At 62.2% G+C, this 18,050-nt stretch carries 12 protein-coding genes; 7 read left to right on the forward strand and 5 right to left on the reverse strand.

The genetic code is table 11. The annotated features are described in order from the left end of the window. Nucleotides 1-31 precede the first annotated feature (31 nt). Both pvdN and pvdM read right to left on the reverse strand, forming a co-directional pair. Nucleotides 32-1,312, reverse strand: coding sequence for a pyoverdine-tailoring periplasmic protein PvdN (pvdN, locus tag ORL50_RS19785; protein WP_266017427.1), 1,281 nt, complete (start codon nucleotides 1,310-1,312; stop codon nucleotides 32-34). 29 nt (nucleotides 1,313-1,341) lie between these two features. After that, on the reverse strand, nucleotides 1,342-2,691 hold the full coding sequence (gene pvdM, locus ORL50_RS19790; protein WP_266017429.1) for a pyoverdine-tailoring dipeptidase-like protein PvdM: 1,350 nt from the start codon (nucleotides 2,689-2,691) through the stop codon (nucleotides 1,342-1,344). Nucleotides 2,692-2,944: 253 nt separating this feature from the next. On the opposite strand from pvdM, the gene pvdP reads away from it, so the two are divergent. Continuing rightward, on the forward strand, nucleotides 2,945-4,576 hold the full coding sequence (gene pvdP, locus ORL50_RS19795; protein WP_266017431.1) for a pyoverdine maturation tyrosinase PvdP: 1,632 nt from the start codon (nucleotides 2,945-2,947) through the stop codon (nucleotides 4,574-4,576). A 135-nt stretch (nucleotides 4,577-4,711) separates the two neighbouring features. Here pvdP and ORL50_RS19800 read toward each other — a convergent pair whose 3' ends face one another. The 3 genes from ORL50_RS19800 to ORL50_RS19810 are packed head-to-tail and all read right to left on the reverse strand — an operon-like array spanning nucleotide 4,712 to nucleotide 9,260. Then, nucleotides 4,712-6,106, reverse strand: a complete 1,395-nt coding sequence (locus ORL50_RS19800; protein WP_266017433.1) for an efflux transporter outer membrane subunit — start codon at nucleotides 6,104-6,106, stop codon at nucleotides 4,712-4,714. A gap of 7 nt (nucleotides 6,107-6,113) precedes the next feature. Then, a complete protein-coding gene (locus ORL50_RS19805) occupies nucleotides 6,114-8,087 on the reverse strand; it encodes a MacB family efflux pump subunit (protein WP_266017435.1) in 1,974 nt (657 codons plus the stop codon). Further along, nucleotides 8,088-9,260 (reverse strand): efflux RND transporter periplasmic adaptor subunit, encoded by a 1,173-nt coding sequence (locus ORL50_RS19810; protein ID WP_266017437.1) that lies wholly within the window; start codon nucleotides 9,258-9,260, stop codon nucleotides 8,088-8,090. It lies immediately after the preceding gene. A gap of 321 nt (nucleotides 9,261-9,581) precedes the next feature. Between ORL50_RS19810 and ORL50_RS19815 the strand changes: the two genes are divergently transcribed. The 6 genes from ORL50_RS19815 (at nucleotide 9,582) to ORL50_RS19840 (ending at nucleotide 17,943) form a co-directional block, all read left to right on the forward strand. Next, nucleotides 9,582-10,064: a sigma-70 family RNA polymerase sigma factor gene (locus tag ORL50_RS19815; RefSeq protein WP_314533800.1), complete on the forward strand. Its 483-nt coding sequence runs from the start codon at nucleotides 9,582-9,584 to the stop codon at nucleotides 10,062-10,064. Between the two features lie 124 nt (nucleotides 10,065-10,188). Next, on the forward strand, nucleotides 10,189-11,526 hold the full coding sequence (locus tag ORL50_RS19820) for a lysine N(6)-hydroxylase/L-ornithine N(5)-oxygenase family protein (RefSeq protein WP_266017439.1): 1,338 nt from the start codon (nucleotides 10,189-10,191) through the stop codon (nucleotides 11,524-11,526). 327 nt (nucleotides 11,527-11,853) lie between these two features. Beyond that, entirely contained in the window at nucleotides 11,854-12,480 is a 627-nt protein-coding gene (locus ORL50_RS19825; RefSeq protein WP_266017441.1) for a response regulator transcription factor, read from the forward strand. Further along, nucleotides 12,481-16,086, forward strand: coding sequence for a transporter substrate-binding domain-containing protein (locus ORL50_RS19830; RefSeq protein ID WP_266017443.1), 3,606 nt, complete (start codon nucleotides 12,481-12,483; stop codon nucleotides 16,084-16,086). It begins immediately after the preceding gene. A 124-nt stretch (nucleotides 16,087-16,210) separates the two neighbouring features. Continuing rightward, a complete protein-coding gene (locus ORL50_RS19835) occupies nucleotides 16,211-17,416 on the forward strand; it encodes an EAL domain-containing response regulator (protein ID WP_266017444.1) in 1,206 nt (401 codons plus the stop codon). Between the two features lie 113 nt (nucleotides 17,417-17,529). Next, the gene (locus tag ORL50_RS19840) at nucleotides 17,530-17,943 is read left to right on the forward strand and encodes an ANTAR domain-containing protein (protein ID WP_266017445.1); all 414 of its coding nucleotides are present in this window, start codon (nucleotides 17,530-17,532) and stop codon (nucleotides 17,941-17,943) included. Nucleotides 17,944-18,050: the final 107 nt, after the last annotated feature.

Consider the following 18,050-nt stretch of genomic DNA (forward strand, 5'->3'; position numbering starts at 1 on the left):
CAATGGATGTGGACAGCCTGTGGGTTAGGCATCAGGCGAGTTTGCCCAGCAAGGCCATGAACCGGTCGATCTCGTGTTCGCTGTTGAGCAACCCAGGGGCGATGCGGATGACCGGGCCGACGTCGCGGTCCACCGAGTCGCACACCACGCGGTTTTCCATCAGCTGTGCAGCGACTTTTTCGCAGTCGCGATCCTTGATTCGGAAGAAGGTGAAACCGGCCGACAGCTGCGGGCTGGCGGGGGTGACCAGCTCGATCTGCGGGCGCTCCAGCAGGCGATTTTTTGCGTAGGTGTTCAGCCCGTGGATGCGTGCCTGGACTTCGGCCTTGCCCAGTTCCAGATGCAGCTTGAACGCCTCGTCCAGCGCCCAGCGATGTTCAAAGCTGTGGTAGCCGCCCGGGGTCATGATGGTTGAGAACGCGGTGGCTTCGGAGAAGGTCGGGATGGTCGGCGTCACGTCCTTGAGTTCCGCAGAGCGGGCGCAGATGATCCCGGTGCCGCGCGGGCCGAACATCCATTTGTGGGTGCCGGCGATGAAGAAGTCGCAGTGCATGTCGGGAAAGTCCAGGTCTTCGACGCCAAAACCATGCACGCCGTCGACCACGTACAGAATGCGATCCTGGTCCGCGCGGTCGCGGTTGTGCTCTTGCACCAGCTTGCCGATTTCGCCAATGGGCAGTTTCACCCCGGAACCCGATTGCACCCAGGTCATGCCCAGCACTCGGGTGTTGGGCCGAATGCCCTGGGCAATCGAGCCCAGTATTTCATCCGCCGAGACCTTGCGGCTGTGCTCGAACAACTTGAGCTTGCGGACTTTCACGCCGTCTTTCTGCTGGCGGTAATCCAGCGCGTAGTTGGTTGCGTAGTGCTCGTGCTCGGTGGTGAGGATTTCCTGATCGGCCCGTACATGAATGCCGCCGTAGATCAGCGACAAGCCTTCGGTGGTGCTGCCGGTGAGGGCGATTTGCTCAGGCGTAGCCTTGAGGTAGCGAGCCGCCCACACGCGCACTTCCTGTTCGCGCTTCTCGGTTTCCCCCAAGTCCCAGTCCATCGCCCGACCGGGGTTGCGATCGAGGTTGGCGCGATGCCTCTCGATGGCCTCACGCACTGGCCTTGGGTGCGATGTCACCAGGAAGTTGGCGAAGTGCAGGTAGTCGGGATCCTGATTGAACAGCTGACGCAACTGCGCCCATTTGTCCTTCGGCAACGGCGCCGGATTGGTCGCCAGCGCCGGCAGGTTTACAGCGGCACCCAGGGGCAGGCCGGCAGCGATTATGCCGGCCTGCTTGAGGAATGATCGACGGTTGGTCATGGCTCAGGTTCGCTTTTGCAAAGTGGGATTCAGTGGTTCGCCAGCGGTTTCGACGACTGCTGCACCTGGTCCCAGACCCGCAGGAAATTGCCGCCCCAGAGCTTGGCGATATCGGCCTCGCTATAACCGCGACTGATCAACTCGGCCGTCACGTTGCGGGCTTCGCTGACGTCTTTCCAGCCATCGAGGCCACCGCCGTCGTTGAAGTCGGAGCTGATGCCGACATGGTCGATGCCGATTTTTTTTACCGCGTAGTCGATGGCATCGCCGTAATCCTTGAGGGTGGCCTTGGGTTCCTCATCGACAATTGCATAGAGCTGGCTGGCGTACTCGCCGAAGCGTTGTTCCGACCAGACAGTGATGATCGGATCGCCGGGCATCAAGGCCATCTCCAACCCCTGCAACGGTTGCAGGTCGAAGCGCGCACGCAGGGCATTGAGTTTGTCCTGGGTTGCCTGGCTGAGCGGGCGGATGTAGGTCGGGAAGCCGACGATCTGCACCACGCCGCCGCTCTGCTTGATCAGCTGCATTTCGGCGTCGCTGAGGTTGCGCGGGATGTCCACCAGCGCCCGGGGCGCCGAGTGCGAGGCAACCATCGGCGTACGGCTCAGTTGCGCGACCTGTTCCAGGGCCTTGGTCGACATCTGCGATACGTCGATGATTACGCCGAGGTCGTTGAGCCTGTGCACGGCCTGCTGGCCAAGCTCCGACAGGCCGCCGAGGGCGTCGCGCGAGTCGTTGAAAAACGGCAGCGGTCGTGAGGAGTCGGCCCAGGCGTTGTTGCCCACGTAGCTGAAGCCGAACATGCGCATGCCGCGCGCGGCCCATTTATCCAGGGCGTTGAGGTCGTTGCCCAGCGGGTAGGCGTTGAGCATGCTGATGAAAATCGCGAACTTGCCTTCGCCATGCAGACGGCGGAAGTCGTCGGGGGTGTAGGCGATGGCGGCCTGGTTGGGGAAGTCGCGCACCAGGGTGCTGATGATCTTGAAGCGGGTTTCCTGCTCGAATCGCGCTTCGTCGACAAAGCCTGCGGTGGGCCGGTGCGGGGCGTTTTCGCCATTCCAGATTTCCGGCCAGCCGAAGATGGTCAGGGCCGCTCCGGACAGGCGTCCGCGACCGGTCTTGACCAGGTCGAACTGGCCGCTGCCCTCCTTGTCGGCTTCGTTGCCGGCGGTGCCGAAGTCGAGTGGGACGGTGACGTGGCTGTCGAACGAGAGGATGCGTTCCTGCAGTTCATCGGCCTGCTTCATCACTTTCACCGGGTAGCCGGGGTTGTCCTTGAACCAATAATCCCAGGCCGCAAAGCCGGCTGCGGCGCTGATGGCCAACGCCAGCGGCAGGCCGATGTAGAGTGCCTTTTTCGAACGTGGTTTTGTCATTGCCATCTCAGTCAGGTTCGCCGCCCCGGTGCGGGCGCAGGGGCCTTGGTTATCTGGGAAGAACGATTGGCAGGTGGGAGAATTTAGCTGAATGTGCGGGCCCCATCGCGGGCAAGCCTTGCTCCCACAGGGATCGTGCCGAGATGCAGGTCCCTGTGGGAGCAAGGCTTGCCCGCGATGCTCTTAAATTCTTGAAGGCAACAAACGTTCTAGCTTGGATAAAGCCTGCTTCATGGCTGACACAGGTAGGGCAATGACGATTTCTCGACGATGGTTCATGGCAGGCCTGGCGCTGACCGGTGCCGCCGTGCCTGCGGCTTTTTATGGGCATCGCGAATGGACAAGGCCGGACCCGACGATCACCCCCGGCGAAGCGACGTTCGACGTGGCGGATGTGGCCGGCCAGCACCTGGCGAACACGTTGCGAGGCGTCTGGCAGATTCGCTTCGAGGGCCGTGATGGCGGGATCGAAGGTTTGCCCCGGGACGGCCTGGAGGTGTTTCTCGACATCGGCCACAAAGGCCGCGGTCTCAGCGGCTACCTCGACACCGCCGAGCGCCTGCGCTCCAGTGAACCGCCGCGTTACCGGGTGCTGGGTGATCTGGCGGATGCCAAGCCCGCCGAACTCAGCTGGCGCTTGATCGGCGCCGATGCGCTGGATGCGCTGCATGACACACCGAACTACGAGTTCAGCATGGCGCTGGACGAAGTCTGGGCGGGCTTCGGCAATGCCGGCAGCGGCACCCTCAGTGGCCGCGTGTTGAACCTGAATCGCCCGTTGATGATGACTGCCCAGGACAACCGATTTATCGCGGTCAAGCGAGTGTTTCCCGAAGCCCGTGAGCGCACCGGCCTCAACCCGCAGCTGCTGGCGTGGCTGATCTCCCCCGAGCACCGGCTGTTCCACCAGCTGTGGCACGCTTCCCGGGACAAGTGGCACACCCTTTCTGAAGACAAGCGCAACGCCCTGCGCGGTATCGGCTGGCAGCCTGGGCCGCGGGACAGGGAGCGCGATGCCCGGGGCACGCGCAAGGATCGCAACGGTTCGGGGGTGGATTTTTTCTTCATGCACCGGCATATGCTCGGTACGGCGCGCTCGATGCAGGACCTGCCGTCGTGGCCGCATTTTCCGCTGCCACAGCCGGAACTGGTGCGGGATCGAATCGGCTTCGCGCGGTATTTCGACAATCACGATGGCACGTCGCTGCCGCCCACCTGGCTGGCTGACGACGATGCCGAGTACTCGCAGTGGGTGGCCGACATCAAGACCGCCGAAACCTACCACAGCAATTTCCAGGTGTGGGAGTCGCGCTATCGTGACCCGCGTTATCTGTCGAAGCTGACCCTGGGGCAGTTCGGTTCCGAGGTCGAGCTGGGCCTGCATGACTGGCTGCACATGCGCTGGGCCTCGGTGCCGCGCGACCCGTCCAATGGCCAGCCGGTGCCGTTTGCCCGTGACCCTGCAGACTTTTCCGCGCGCTGGTTTGCGGCGGAGAACGATTTTCTTGGCGACCCGTTTTCCTCCCATGTGAGCCCGGTGTTCTGGCATTTCCATGGCTGGATTGATGATCGCCTGGAGGACTGGTTCCGCGCCCACGAGCGTTTTCATCCGGGGCAGGTGAGTCGTCTGGAGGTCAATGGCGTGGCCTGGTTTGCGCCTGGGCGCTGGGTTGAGGTGGATGATCCGTGGCTGGGTCCGGGGACTCATGGTTGCAGTACCACGCCGGGGTTGCAGGCGGGCAAGTCGGTGGAGCTGGATCCAGAAACCATGAAGCTGGCGTTGCGTATTACCTTTGGCGATGACGAGAAAAAGCTGGCTGAGCTGTTTCGCAAGGTGCCGCGACGACCCTGGTATGCGCGGCATTTGAAGGCTAAACAGGCTTGAAGACCGAGTGATCGTTCATCGCGAGCAGGCTCACTCCTACAGGGGCATTTCATCGCGAGCAGGCTCACTCCTACAGGGGCAGTGTCGTGTAGGAGTGAGCCTGCTCGCGATGGGGCCCTGGCAGACACCCCAACATCACAAAGCCTGCCACCCCCCACCCAACGCCTTGTACAACGCAATACTTGCCTGCAACCGCGCCAGCCGCAGCTGCACATTCAGATCCTGCGCCGCATACAAAGTGCGCTGCGTCTCCAGCACCGTCAGTAAGTCCTCGGCCCCGGCCTCATAGCGATTTTGCGCAATGTTGAACGCCGTCTGCGCCTGGTTCAGTTCTTCCCCTTGCCACTGACGCTGCTGATCCAGACCGCGAATGCTGTTCAGGGCTTTTTCCACGTCGGCAAAACCATTGATGATCGCCCCGCGATAATTCTCCAGCAGCTCTTCCTGGCGGGCTGTGGCCTTGTCACGTTCGGCGCCCAGGCGTCCGTTGTTGAACACCGGGGCGAGCAATCCAGCGGTGAGGTTGTAGAACGGGCTGCGCAGGATATCCGCCGCACGGTCGGCGCCAGAGCCCAGGTCGGCACTCAGGGTAACTTTGGGCAACATCGCCGCACGAGCGACCTTTACATCAGCTTGTGCGGCAGCCAGCTGCGCTTCGGCCCTGGCGATGTCCGGGCGGCGGCTGAGCAATTCGCTGGGCACGCCGGCGGCGATGGTCGGCCATGCCAGCTGAGCAAAACGCTCCTGGCCCAACGACAGCTGCTGCACCGGCCGGCCGAGCAGGGCGGCGAGGTTGATCTGCGCCTCCTGGGCCTGCTGCTGCACCAATGGCAACTGCCGTTGCTGCGCCGCCACGAGGCTCTTCTGCTGCGCCAGCTCCAGGGCCGTTGCCGAACCCGAGTCATAGCGGGTCTGCACCAGGCTCAGCACGCTCTGCGCGTTGGCCAGGTTCAACTCGGCGATACGCTGCTGTTCCTGCAGCGACAGGGTTTGCGCATAGCCGTTGGCGACGCTGCTCTGCAGAGTCAACGCCACCGTGGACTGATCGAATTGACTGGCCTGCAGCGCGAACTGCGCACTGTCGCGGGACGCACGCTGACCGCCCCAGAAATCGATTTCATAGCTGGCACTGAGATTGGCGTCGAAGTAGTCCACCGCCTTGTTGCTGCTGTCGGCGTCCAGTTGGCTGTAGCCATTGCCGCGCAGCAATTTTTGGCGATTGGCATTCAGGCCAGCCTTGACCTCCGGCAACTGCGAACCGCCGGCCACCACTGTCTCGGCCTGGGCCTGGCGGACTCGGGCCATCGCGGCTGCCAGGTCGAAACTGCCCACTCGGGCTTGCTCGACCAGCAGGTCAAGCTGCGGGCTGCCGAACTGCGACCACCACTGCGTATTGCTGCGGACAGCGCCATCGATGTGCGGTGATTGCCAGGTGGCAGGTGGCTGCAGACCACTGTCCGGACGCTGGGCGGGACTGCCGCAGGCGCTGAGCAACAGGCAGAGAGTCAACAGGCTGAGTGGCGGCTTCATAAATCGATCATTCACTGGTAAGGGCCGTGACCGGGTCGAGTCGGGCAGCTTTGCGGGCCGGCATGAAGCCGAAGACAACACCGGTGACCAGGGCGCAGCCAAACGCGCCGAGCACCGCTATCAAGGAGAATGCGACCGCCACTTCACTGATAATCAGCACGCCGCCGACGATCAGCGCCAGGGCGATACCGGCGAGCCCGCCCACCACCGAGAGCATCACCGCCTCGGTCAGGAACTGGCGCAGGATATCGCGCTGGCGAGCGCCGGTGGCCATGCGGATGCCGATCTCGCGGGTGCGCTCGCGCACCGTCATGAGCATGATGTTCATCACGCCGATCCCGCCCACCAGCAGGGAGATCGCGGCGATCGAGCCAAGCATCAGCGACAGGGTGTTCTGCGTGCGCGCTTCGGCCTGGATCATGGCGGCGTTGTTGGTCAGTTCGAAATCTTTCTTGCCATTGTGCAGGCGCAGCATCAGTTGCTCGATCGCCTGTTCCGTTTCCTTGACCTTGCGTGCATCAGCGGCGGCGATGGCGATGTACTCCGGGTTGTGAGTGCCGAACAGGCGTACGCTCGCTGCGGAATACGGAATGGCGATGCGGTCGTCGCTGTCGGAATCGCCGGAGCTGGCGCCTTTTTCCGCGAGCACGCCGACCACCTGGAACGGCACGTTTTCAATGAGGATGTACTGGCCGATCGGGTTGGCGACATTCTTCAGCAGCTTCTGCCGCACCTTGTGGCCAATGACCGCAACCGCTGCGGCGTTCTGTTCGTCCGCTTCGGTGAAGTAGCTGCCTTCGACCACGGGCCAGTTGAAGATCGCCGGGAAGTTGGTGTCGTTGCCGCCGACGTAGCTCAGGTGGTCGAGATTGCCGAAACGCACCCCGGCTTCCTGGCCGTTGACCGGCATGATGCGCGTCACCTGCGGCAGGCTGCCGACTGCCTTGACCTCGTCCAGGGTCACGATACCCAGGGGCGTTCGCGGGTTGGGCGAGGAGCCGCTGAGGTAAATGATGTTGGAGCCGAACGCGCCCATCTGCGCCATGACCTGGCGCTTGCTGCCTTCGCCGACGGCGAGCATCACCACCACCGACGCAACGCCGATGATGATCCCCAGCAGTGTCAGGGCGGTGCGAAAGCGGTTGATCCACATGACCCGCCACGCGGCTTGCACTGCGTCGACCAGTTCACCTTTCCAGGCGCCAGTGGCTTCGGCGCCCTCGCTCAGGCGCTTGCGCAAGTCTACCGCCTGCAGTGCGCCGGGATTGGCCGAGGCCTGCACCTGGGGATTGTCCTGGGCGCTGTCGCTGATGATCAGCCCGTCGCGAATTTCAATAATGCGTTTGGCCCGCGCCGCCACTTCGCGGTCGTGGGTGATCAGGATCACCACGTGGCCCTGGCTGGCGAGTTCGTCGAGCAGGGTCATGACCTCGGCGCCGCTATGGCTGTCGAGGGCGCCGGTGGGTTCGTCGGCGAGGATGATATGACCGCCGTTCATCAGCGCGCGGGCGATTGACACCCGTTGTTGCTGGCCGCCGGAGAGCTGGTGCGGACGGTTGCCGGTGCGTGAGGCCAGGCCCAGGCGGTCGAGGAGGGCGGCGGCGCGGGCGTGGCGCTCGGCGGCTGGCGTGCCTGCGTAGATCGCCGGCATCTCGACGTTTTCCTGGGCTGAGCCGGACGGAATCAGGTGATAACCCTGAAACACGAACCCGAAGGCTTCACGGCGCAGCCAGGCCAGCTCGTCGCTGTCGAGGCCGGCGACATTTTCCCCGGCGAAGCGGTACTCGCCCGAAGTCGGGCGGTCGAGGCAGCCGAGGATGTTCATCAGGGTCGACTTGCCGGAACCGGAAGCTCCGACTATCGCGACGAATTCGCCGGCGTGGATCGACAGGTCGATCCCGCGCAATACGTGGACTTCAGGGGCGTCGCCGCCGCCATAGGACTTGCGGATATCCTGCAGGTCGATCAGGGGCGTCAGCATTCAGCCGCCACTCCCGTCGGCCGGACCGATGAGCAGGTGATCGCCTTCCTCCAGGCCGTCGATTATCTGCACCCGCAGGCGATCGCTGATGCCCGTGCGCACCAGTCGTTGCTGCAGGCTGCCGTTTTCGGCCACTACCTGGGCAGTTTGCTGGTCGGTCTGGGGGCCGGCTTGCAGGGCGGCGATGGGGGCGGTGAGGACGTTCCTGGCCTGGTCGGAAACGAAAAATACCTGGGTGGTCATCTCTGCCATCAGGGCATTGTCGGCGTTATCGACATCGAGCAATACGGTGTACAACACCACTCGCGCGCTGCCGCTTTTGCTCGAACTGGCCGGGCTGCCTCCGCCTTGGCTGGTCTGGTCCAGAGGCTTGGGTGGCACCGGGAGGATTTGCCGAACGGTGCTGCTCCAGCGTCGGGTGCCGCCGCTCAAGGTGGTGAACCAGGCCTGCATGCCGGGTTTGACGTGGCCGATATCGGCCTCCGAAACCTCGGCCCAGACCGTCATCGGCGACAACTTGGCGATGCGCAGGATCAGCGGGGTTTGCTGTTGCGCGTTAAGCGTCTGACCTTCCCGGGCATCGAGGGCAACGACAGTGCCGGCCATGGGCGCGTAGATCCGCGTGTAGCCGAGTTCCGCCTGGTCGCTGCGCAGACTGGCCTGGGCTTGGCGAATCTGCGCCTGGAACATATCGATCCGGGCCTGGGTAGCGTGCAGTTCGGCCTGGGCGGTTTGCACGTCTTCCTCGCGGGTGGCGCCGCCAGCCTTGAGGTGCAGCTGACGCTGGAATTTCTGCCGCGCCAACTCATGCTGGGCCCGCTGTTCCGCGAGCTGCGCCCTGAGGTTTTCAATCGAGAAGCGCCCTGCGTCGAGTTTGGCCTGTTGCGTCGACGGATCAATTTCCACCAGCAACTGACCTTCCTTGACGATGTCACCGACTTCCACGTGGATCTTCTGGATCTGCCCGGAAGCCTGGGCGCCGACGTCGACATAGCGCCGCGGCTGCAGGGTGCCCAGCGCGGTGACACTGCTTTCGATGTCGCCACGGCTGACCTGCACGGTGGCGAATTTGTCCCGACCGGGCGGGATCATCTGCCAGGCGGCGACGGCGATAACGGGGATCAGACACAGGGCTGCAAGCAGGGCGCGTCGGGTGTGTCGGGGACGTTTCATGCAGGGTTCCGGCCAATGGAAATCGACCCGTCGTTCGCTCAGCCGAAATATATCCGGCAATAGTTGAACGCTGCCGGCAGGCCGACAGAGACGGGGAGCTGTCCTTAATACGAGAAAAGCCGCGGCGAATTTAGGCGCGGACACATGTGGGCACACATATAGACCATGACAATTTGTCGGGCAAGACCAAGCAATACTTTAAATCTATATGAGAATTACTATAAATTACGCGCCTCGCTCTGCCACTATCTTGCCACTGCCCATTTCGGCGGTCGACAGGGTGGCTCAAGGATTGAATCCGCACTCGTGCGGCTGGGAGTCATGTTGGAAAACTACTATCGTGAGCTGGTGTGTTTCCTGAACGCCAAGCTAGGCAACCGTCAGGTGGCCGAAGATGTGGTGCATGACGCCTATCTGCGGGTGCTTGAACGCTCCAGCACCACGCCGATCGAGCAGCCCCGCGCTTTCCTTTATCGCACCGCGCTCAACCTGGTGATCGACGATCACCGCCGCAATGCCCTGCGCCAGGTCGAGTCGCTGGAGGTGCTCGATAACGAGGAGCGCTACTTCACCCCCTCACCGCACAACAGCCTCGACCACGGCCAGCGTCTGGAAATGCTCCAGCGGGCCTTGGCCGAATTGCCTCGGCTGTGCCGCGAGAGCTTTATGCTGCGCAAGATCGATGGTCTGTCCCACCCGGAAATCGCCGAGCACCTGGGCATTTCCCGAGCCCTGGTGGAAAAACACATCGTCAACGCGATGAAACACTGCCGGGTGCGGATGCGGCAGTGGGATGGCCATTGATCCAAAGTTGTTAAATTAAGTTTCACTGTCCTCGTCCATCTCAACAGACGACCTGGCACCCGATGCTCAGGTCACTCAGCTTTTTCTCCCCGCTGTTGAGGGGTTCATCCAGAGGACACTGGAAATGACACAGGCAATTGCATCGCCCATCGTTCACGACCTGATTGGCGTCGGTTTCGGCCCTTCGAACCTGGCGCTGGCCATCGCCCTGCAAGAGCGCGGGCCGACCCAGGGTGAACTGGATGTGCTGTTCCTCGACAAACAGGCCGACTACCGCTGGCATGGCAACACCCTGGTCACCCAGAGCGAGCTGCAGATCTCTTTCCTCAAGGACCTGGTGACCCTGCGCAACCCCACCAGCCCCTACTCGTTCGTCAATTACCTCAAGCACCACGGGCGCCTGGTGGACTTCATCAACCTCGGCACTTTTTACCCGTGCCGCATGGAATACAACGACTACCTGCGTTGGGTCGCCGCGCAGTTCGCCGCGCAGAGCCGCTACGGCGAGGAGGTACTGACCATCGAGCCGGTGCTGCACAACCAGCAGGTCGAGGCACTGCGGGTGATTTCCCGCGACGCACAAGGCCAGCAGCATTTGCGTACCACCCGTTCGGTGGTGGTCAGCGCTGGCGGCACCCCACGCATTCCCGAGGCGTTCAAGACGCTCAAGGGCGACAGCCGGGTGTTCCATCATTCGCAATACCTGGCGCAGATGGCCAGCCTGCCTTGCGTCAACAACCAGCCGATGAGCATCGCGATCATCGGCGGTGGGCAGAGTGCAGCCGAGGCCTTCATCGACCTGAACGACAGCTTTCCTTCAGTGCAGGTGGACATGATCCTGCGTGGCTCGGCGCTAAAACCTGCGGACGACAGCCCCTTCGTCAACGAAGTATTTTCCCCCGAGTTCACCGACCTGGTGTTCCAGCAAGCCAGCACCGAGCGTGAGCGCCTGGTGAACGAGTACCACAACACCAACTATTCGGTGGTGGACATTGACCTGATCGAACGCATTTACGGCATCTTCTACCGCCAGAAAGTCTCGGGCATCGCTCGCCATGCGTTCCGCACGTTGACCACCATCGAAAAAGCCACCGCGACCGAGCGCGGCATCGAGTTGGCAGTGCGCAACAACGCCACCGGGGAAGTGACGGTTCGGCTCTACGACGCCGTGGTGCTGGCCACCGGTTACGAGCGGCAGATGCACCGCAAACTGCTGGCGCCGCTTGAACAGTACCTGGGTGATTTCGAGGTGGATCGTAATTACAAAGTGATCACTGACGAGCGCTGCAAGGCCGGCATTTATATGCAGGGTTTTTGCCAGGCGAGTCACGGCTTGAGCGATACCCTGCTATCCATCCTGCCGATCCGCGCGGACGAGATTGCCGGATCGTTGTATGAACATGCCAAGCACCGTGGGCATAGCCGCACGATGGTGGATTTGCTCTTGGCTACCGCCAGCTGAGATATCTTTAGCCGCTGGGGGAGGGTGCTCTCCACTATCACGCCATACCCATATCCCCGTAGGAGCCCGGCTTGCCGGCGATGGCGCCCGCAAGATCGCCATCGCCGGCAAGCCGGGCTCCTACGGATTTGTGCCGAGCCCAATTTCCGCGTACACCCGAATCAACCGTAGGAGCCTGGCTTGCCGGCGATGGCGCCCGCAAGATCGCATCGCCGGCAAGCCGGGCTCCTACAGGGGTTGCGCCCACCCCATCAAAAAAACTGCCATCAGGCAGCCATCGCCGCGCCCGCCTCGCTACAATGCCTGCCATGTCTTGCAGAGGTTCCTATGGTCAAAGCGATGGTGGTAGACGATCACCCGTTCATTCGGGCATCGGTCACAATGCTCCTGCAGCAGGAAAACATCGAAGTGATCGCCGAGGCGGACAACGGCGCGGATGCCGTGCAACGAGCCCGCGAACACGCGCCCGACCTGATCATCCTCGACATCGCCATGCCCAGGCTCGACGGTCTGCAGGTCATCAGCCGGATCATGGCCGACCAACCGAAGTGCAAGATTGTAGTGCTCACCTCGCAGTCACCGATCTTCTACGCCATGCGCTCGATGAAGGCCGGCGCTGCCGGTTACATCAGCAAGAACGATGACCTCGATGAATTGGTCAGAGCCATCAAGGCCGTCTTGAGCGACTACACATTCTTTCCCAACCTGGCCACCAGTTCAGTGCGGCGCAGCGATACCCAGGCCAGTGATATGGAACTGATCCAGAGCCTGTCCGATCGTGAACTGACGATTCTGCAGCAGCTGTCCAATGGCATGAGCAACAAGGAGATCGGCGAAGCCATGCTGCTGAGCAGCAAGACCATCAGCACCTACAAGACCCGCCTGATCGAAAAACTCAACGTGAAGTCCGTGGTGTATCTCGCCGATTTTGCCAAGCGTAATCAGTTGGTGTGAATGAATCAGGGCTTGGGTAAATGGCTGGTCGGATTGCTGTTGGCGGGCTCCGTTCATTGTTTATGGGCCGCAGCGGCGCCGGTGGAAAACCTGCGGGTGCTGGGACGTTCCCAGGTGGATGGCTACCAGGCGGTTCTCGATGAGCCCGACCGGCAATGGCTGCGTGACAAGGGCGTACTGGTGTTGGGCGCTTCGGCGCCGGACTACCCACCCTTCGGCATCACTGGCACCGGGCGAGACTATGAAGGACTGACGGCGGATTACGCGGCGCTGCTGGCCGAGCTGTTGCAGGTGCGCATCGAGGTGCGGCGTTATCCATCCCGGGCTGATGTAGTGCATGCGGTTCATCAGGGCGAGGTGGACTTGCTGGGCACGTCCAACGACTACGAGGCGGCGGACCCGCAGCTGGTGATGTCCAGTGCCTACGCCGAGGACCAGCCGAGCCTGGTCACGCGCATCGGCGACAGCCAGAACGCTACGCCCGACCTTGCCGGCAAGCAGGTGGCAATGCTCTACCACTACCTGCCGCCGGAAACCGTCACGGCGCACTTCCCCAACGCCCGGTTGCAACTGTATCCCTCGACACTGAGTGCGATCGGCGCAGTAGCTTTTGGCACGGCCGATGTCTATCTGGGCGACTCGATCAGCGCCAATTACCTGATCAACAAAAATTACCTGAACAACGTGCAATTGGCGGCGTTTCTCGACACCAACGTCAACGACTTCGCCTTCGCCATTGCCCGGGACAACCCGCAGCTGCTGCGCGTCGTCAATGCGGCGCTGGCGGTGATTCCCGCGAGCGAGCGGCTGACCATTCAGCGTCGTTGGAGCGCGGGCGGGGCGAACATGAGCGGGTTGCACCTGTTGCACTTCAGCAGCGCCGAACAGCGCTGGATGGAGCAGCACCCCCACGTCAAAGTGGCCATCGACGAGAGTTTCCTGCCGCTGTCGTTCTACGGTCAGGATGGCAAGTTTCGCGGCCTCGGCGCCGATGTGCTGGCCAAAGTGGCGTTGCGCACCGGGTTGAAGTTCGATATTCAACGCCTGCGCACGGTCCCCGAGCTGATTCGGCAGGTCGAATCCGGCCAGGCCGACCTGCTGATCAGCCTGACGCCCAGCGCCGAGCGCGAGCAGTCCTTGCGGTTCACCCGACCCTACCTCAGCACGCCGTATGTGTTGGTCAGCCGTTCGGCCAGTGGCAGTCCAGCGACCCTGGACGAGATGGCTGGCAAACGCCTGGCGGTGATCCGTGGGACGCCGGTGCGCGACCAGTTGATCGCGCAGTATCCGAGCATTAAATTGGTCGATGCCGATAACGCCGAGCACGCCATGACCCTGGTGGCCAACGGTCAGGCGGAGGCCGCCGTCAGCGCGCTGATTACTGCGCGCTACATGATTTCACGGCAGTACCGCGACCGGTTGCGCATTACCAGCACCGTCGGCACCACGTCCGCCCGCCTGGGTTTCGCCACCGCTCGCGATGCCAGCGAACTGTATTCGATCCTCGACAAGGCGCTGCTGAGTATTCCTCCGGAGGAGCTGGACGAAGTGTCCAACCGCTGGCGCAGCGAAGTGGTGGTGGACGACAGCTACTGGTTGCGGCATCGCGCGGCAATCATTCAGGGCTTTGCCCTGGCGGCCGTGTTGCTGTTGCTGGCCCTGGGCTGGATCGCCTATCTGCGCCAGTTGATCGCCAAGCGCAAACAGGCGGAAGTGGCCCTCAGCGACCAGCTGGAGTTCATGCGCGTGTTGATCGACGGCACACCGCACCCGATCTACGTGCGCGACCGCCAGGCACGGCTGCTGATCTGCAATTCGGGCTACCTCGACGTGTTCGGTATCGAGCGCGACGCAGTGGTCGGCAAGACAGTGATCGAAGGCATGTTCAAGAACGTGCAGGAAGCTGCGGTTTACCATGAAGACTATCTGCAGGTCATGCAAGACGGCCAGCCGCGGGTGCAGGATCGCCAGCTAACTTTGGGCGCAGACGTGCTGACCATCTACCACTGGATGCTGCCGTACCGCGCCAGCAACGGTGAGGTCAGCGGTCTGATCGGTGGCTGGATCGATATCAGCGAACGCCAACGCCTGGTCCAGGCACTGCGCGAAGCCAAGGACGACGCCGACGACGCCAATCGGGCGAAGACCACTTTCCTGGCCACCATGAGCCACGAGATCCGCACGCCAATGAACGCGGTGATCGGCATGCTGGAACTGGCGATGAAAAAAGCCGATCAGGGGCTGACCGATCGTTTTGCCATCGAAGTGGCCTCAGGTGCCGCGCGCAGCCTGCTGGACCTGATCGGCGATATCCTGGATGTCTCGCGCATTGAATCCGGACACTTGAGCCTAACCCCGGAGCGCGCCAACCTGGGTGAACTGGTGATTGCCGTCACGCGCATTTTCGAGGGGTTGGCGCGACAGAAGCAGCTGCGCCTGATCCTCGAACTGGATGTCGCAGCCCATCGCGAGGTACTGATCGATCCGCTGCGTTTCAAGCAGATCGTGTCCAACCTGTTGAGCAACGCCATCAAGTTCACCGAGGCAGGCGAAGTGCGCCTGCGAGTCAAGGTCCAGCCCGGGCCAGACGAGCGCCTGTCGCTGTGCCTGCAGGTAGCCGATACCGGCATCGGCATTAGCGATGAGGATCAGCTGCGTTTGTTCAGCCCCTTCACCCAGGCCAGCAACAATCGCCAATCGGCGCGCAGCGGCTCGGGACTGGGGCTGGTGATCAGCCGCACGTTGTGCGAAATGATGGGCGGCCGGCTGACGTTGAGCAGCAGGGTGGGGAAGGGCACCGAGGTCGACGTCACCCTCGATCTGCCCATGTTGCAAGCGCTGGATGAGGCGGAGCCTGTGCGAGTCGAAGCGATACCGGCGCATCGTCCATTGAGCATCCTGGTGGTCGACGATTACCCGGCGAACCGCCTGGTGGTCTCCCAGCAACTGAGCTACCTCGGGCACAAGGTCCGGGACGCTGAAGACGGCATGCTGGGGTTGCGCGCCTGGCGCGGCCAGCCGTTCGATGTGGTCATCACCGACTGCAACATGCCGGTCATGACCGGGTACGAATTGGCCCGGGCCATCCGCGAGGAAGAGCGCGCCAAGGGGCTCGCCCCCAGCCTTATCCTGGGCTTTACCGCCAATGCCCAACCCGAGGAAAAGCAGCGCTGCCTGGACGCGGGAATGGATGACTGCCTGTTCAAGCCGATCAGCCTCGGGGACCTCGGCGCCCGGCTGGCCAGCCTGATCCCGAGTACCGGGCAGGTCGTAACGCCCGCCACGGATGATCTCGACCTGGGAGGGCTGCGCCAGTTGACCGGGGGTGACGCGGCGTCGATCAAACGCCTGCTGGACGACCTGGCGTCGAGCAACGACGAGGACATGGCGCGGTTGATGCGGCTGTTCACGCAAAACGACATGCCGGGCCTGGCGAACCTCGCTCATCGTATCAAGGGCGGTGCGCGAATCATCAAGGCCCAGGCGTTGATCGAGGCTTGCGAACGCCTGGAAGCGGCTTGCAACGGAGTGCATCCGGGGCAGTTGACCGAGGCTGTTGACGAGTTGCATCAGGCGATGGAACGACTGGCCGAGCGCTTGGCGTGACGGCTGTCAGACATCACCCGAAAGAACTTTGGGAAATTTCCTACAAGGTTTGGGAAATTTCCTAAATTGCATCCACCGCACGTTCTGGATAATCGACGTCCCTTCCAAGACGAGTCGAGACGACATGACCTGCCTGCCACTGCGCGTTCTGATACTCGAAGACCATGCCTTTCAACGCTCCGTGGCCGTGAGCATGTTCAAGCAGGCAGGCTGTCGCGAGGTGTTCGAAGCGTGCGACGGCGCCCAGGCGCTGGCGGTCTTGCAGGAAGTCGGCCCGGTAGACATCGCCCTGTGCGATTTGCAGATGGAGGGCATGGACGGCCTGGAATTCTTTCGCCAGCTAGGGGCCGGCGGGCAGGTCAAATCGATCATCATCAGCAGTTCGCTGTCGGCGGATCTGCGGCGGGCGGTGCACCAGATCGTCTCTTTGCTCGGCCTCGAGTTGCTGGGCGATGTTGGCAAGCCGCTGCACCCACAGGTGTTGCGCGAGTTGCTCGACAAACACCGCAATGCTGTGCCGGTCACACCAGCAACTGCAGCGCCCCTGCAATTGGCCAGCGAGGAGGAAGTGTGCGAGGCACTGGTCCTTGAGCAGATCGAGTCCTGGTACCAGCCTAAATTTAATCTGCACACCGGCCAGGTCTGCGGTGTCGAGGTGCTCAGCCGCTGGCTGCATCCGCAGAGGGGCGTCCTGTCACCGGCGGTGTACCTGCCGATACTGGAGCAGCACGGGCAGATGGACCGGTTGTTATTCGCCCAGCTGGAGCAGGCGCTGATCCTGCAACGGGAGGCGGCCAGCCGGGGCTTTTCCCTGAACATGGCGTTCAACCTGCAAACCGCGCAACTGGCTGGCAGCGAACTGACCACCAGCATCCGGCGCATCCTGAACCGCCATGGCGCGCCGGGCTGCGGGCTGACCTTCGAACTCACGGAAAGCGGGTTGCTGGAAGCACCCGCCACCAGCCTGGGCAACCTGGTCCGCCTGCGAATGATGGGGTGCCGGCTGTCCATTGATGACTTCGGCGCGGGTTTTTCTTCACTGCAACGCCTGTGTCAGCTGCCTTTCAACGAGATCAAGCTCGATGCCGAGTTTGTCCGCAACCTGGAACACGAACCGCGCTGTCGTGCCGCCATCAGCAGCACCCTGGCGCTGGGGGACAGCCTGGGCATGTCGGTCGTCATCGAAGGCATCGAGACCGACGCTCAGCGCCTGCACCTGATGGCGCTCGGTTGCATCCAGGGGCAGGGATACTGGTATGCACGGCCCATGAGTGGTGAAGATTTGCTGGCATGGTTGCAATTGCAGGGCGAATCCTTGAGCGATAGCTGAAGGCGATAGTCGGACAAATGGGGGCGGTTTTTAGGAAAAGTCCTACAGAAAGCTCCCTGGCGCATGCGTAGCCTTGCGCCATCTCGAATTTGACACCCTGCTGGGGGCCTACGTTGTCGAACAAAGCCTTGCGTATCCTGATTGCCGACGAGCAGCATTTTCAGCGCATGCGAATCGAACGATTGTTCAATCAGCTCAACTATTACCGGGTTGCACCGGTGCATTGCCTTGAGGAATTGCTGACGCTGGTGGAGTACGGCTGCGAGCCGTTCGATCTGGTGGTGATCAATGCTGCAATGGCAGGCGATGCTTTGAACCTGGTGGATTTCTTTCGCGATAACGCCCAGGTGCGTCATACCTTCATCTACGACGGCCATCGCGCAAAGTTGCCGCCAGTTCGCGCTAGCGAGCAGCAGAAAATCCAGGTCAGCCCGTCATCTTTGCCGGACCTGGCCGCGATCAGCCGTCTGATGGCACTGGTTGATCGCCGCCTGCCGTCCGTCGGGACTGTCATTTCTGTCAGGTAGTTTCACCGGAGTCCCCATGTCAGAATTTTCGCGCAGCTGTTGCGTTTGATCCGCGCCTGTCCCGTGAGCATCCGATGCTCAATCGTCGTGTTTTTGTACATGGAGTT

This window comes from Pseudomonas sp. RIT-562, from assembly GCF_026241895.1.
GTDB classification, from domain to species: Bacteria; Pseudomonadota; Gammaproteobacteria; order Pseudomonadales; family Pseudomonadaceae; genus Aquipseudomonas; species Aquipseudomonas mandelii_F.